This is a genomic window from Shewanella sp. MBTL60-112-B2 (genome assembly GCF_019655055.1).
Taxonomy (GTDB): domain Bacteria; phylum Pseudomonadota; class Gammaproteobacteria; order Enterobacterales; family Shewanellaceae; genus Shewanella.
Genome location: NZ_BPFA01000069.1, coordinates 1 through 1391, shown reverse-complemented (window position 1 = coordinate 1391; position 1391 = coordinate 1). Strand labels below are relative to the sequence as shown.

Sequence of the window (1391 nt, the reverse complement as noted above, 5' to 3'; positions counted from 1 at the left end):
CATATATGGACCCATCCGGTTTGCAAGATATTTAATATCGACTTTGAGAAGAGTTCATTGCACCCATATATTCGGCCTGTTATTGAGGTACTCCTCTGGCCCTGATGGATATTTGCTTCTACTTTCCTTATCATCCTTACGGCTTCTTTAGAGCCTGTGGCGAAGCAAGGTTTTAAGCAGAACAGTCTGACTGTCTCATCATCAAATCAATTATCTTGGCAACTTGGTGGTTAGCAAAACTTATGATTATCTCGTTAAGTTGACGCGTTAATGATTAATTTATACTGTGATACGGTATTCATCTTCTCTTGCTGCTATAACCCACGCTATTCGTGCAAGCTTATTAGCTACGGCAACACAAGCTCTGTTAAAGCCACGCCTTTCAGCAAGTGCGCTAGCCCAGCAACTAAATCTGTCAGTTTTATTAGAACTATGCTGTAAGACAGTTCTTGCCCCGTGGATAAATAGCGTTCTCAAATAAGCGTTTCCTCGCTTACTAATACCAAGCAAATTATTTTTCCCGCCACTACTATGCTGTTTGGGTACTAGACCGCACCATGCTGAAAAATGTCTGCCATTGGTAAAATCTTTACCTTGCCCAACAGCTGCATAAAATGCTGTGGCAGTCACAGGGCCAATGCCTGGTACGCTTTCTAAGCGCTGGCATACTTGGTTACTTTTCACCTCTTGTTGAACTTGGGCATCACAGTTTTTAAGTCGCTTCTCAATGTCATTAAATTCTTCATATAGCTGATAAAAAACACTTCGGCCTTTGACTGTTAATTCGTTATCGGCATTTTCTAGAATATCTGGTAGCTTTGTCCTAAAAGACGCTTTTCCTTTTGTGATGACAATGCCGTACTCTGCGAGCATACCTCTTACTTGATTTATCAGTGCAGTAGATTGTTTGTTTAGTCTTTCTCTCATTCGATGCAGCATCTGAATATCTTGTTGCTCTATAGGCTTGGGCTCTACAAAGCGCATGTTAGGGCGTTGTGCTGCTTCTGCTATCGCAAGCGCATCGTTGTAATCATTTTTATTTCCTTGTCTGTAGGGGACGACATACTGGGGCGCGATGAGCTTGACTTGATGGCCAACTTTCTCGAACTCCCTAGCCCAATAGTTTGCGCCTCCACAGGCTTCCATCACAACAAGGCAAGGTTCTATTTGAGCAAGAAAAAGCACTAACTCTTTGCGCTTAATTATCTTCTTTTTGACAAGCTTTCCGGCTTTATTAACGCCAACAAAATGAAAAACGGACTTTGCGATATCAAGACCAATTGTAGTAATGTTCATAGTGGACCCGTCCTCTTTCTGATGAGTTTAAGCAACTACATCGTGGCCCATTGCGAGGCCGATTAAAAGTGGATGGGTCCATTCCATTATCCATG

General features: G+C 42.3%; 1 protein-coding gene. It reads right to left on the bottom strand.

All coding sequences use genetic code 11. The annotated features are described in order from the left end of the window. Positions 1–279: 279 nt before the first annotated feature. On the bottom strand, positions 280–1296 hold the full coding sequence (locus K5Q73_RS21225; protein ID WP_220765793.1) for an IS110-like element ISSpe2 family transposase: 1017 nt from the start codon (positions 1294–1296) through the stop codon (positions 280–282). Positions 1297–1391 lie beyond the last annotated feature (95 nt).

What these genes read in the sequence shown, in the direction of transcription:
- K5Q73_RS21225 (WP_220765793.1), bottom strand. Translation starts at nt 1,296, where the DNA reads ATGAACATTACTACAATTGGTCTTGATATCGCAAAGTCCGTTTTTCAT.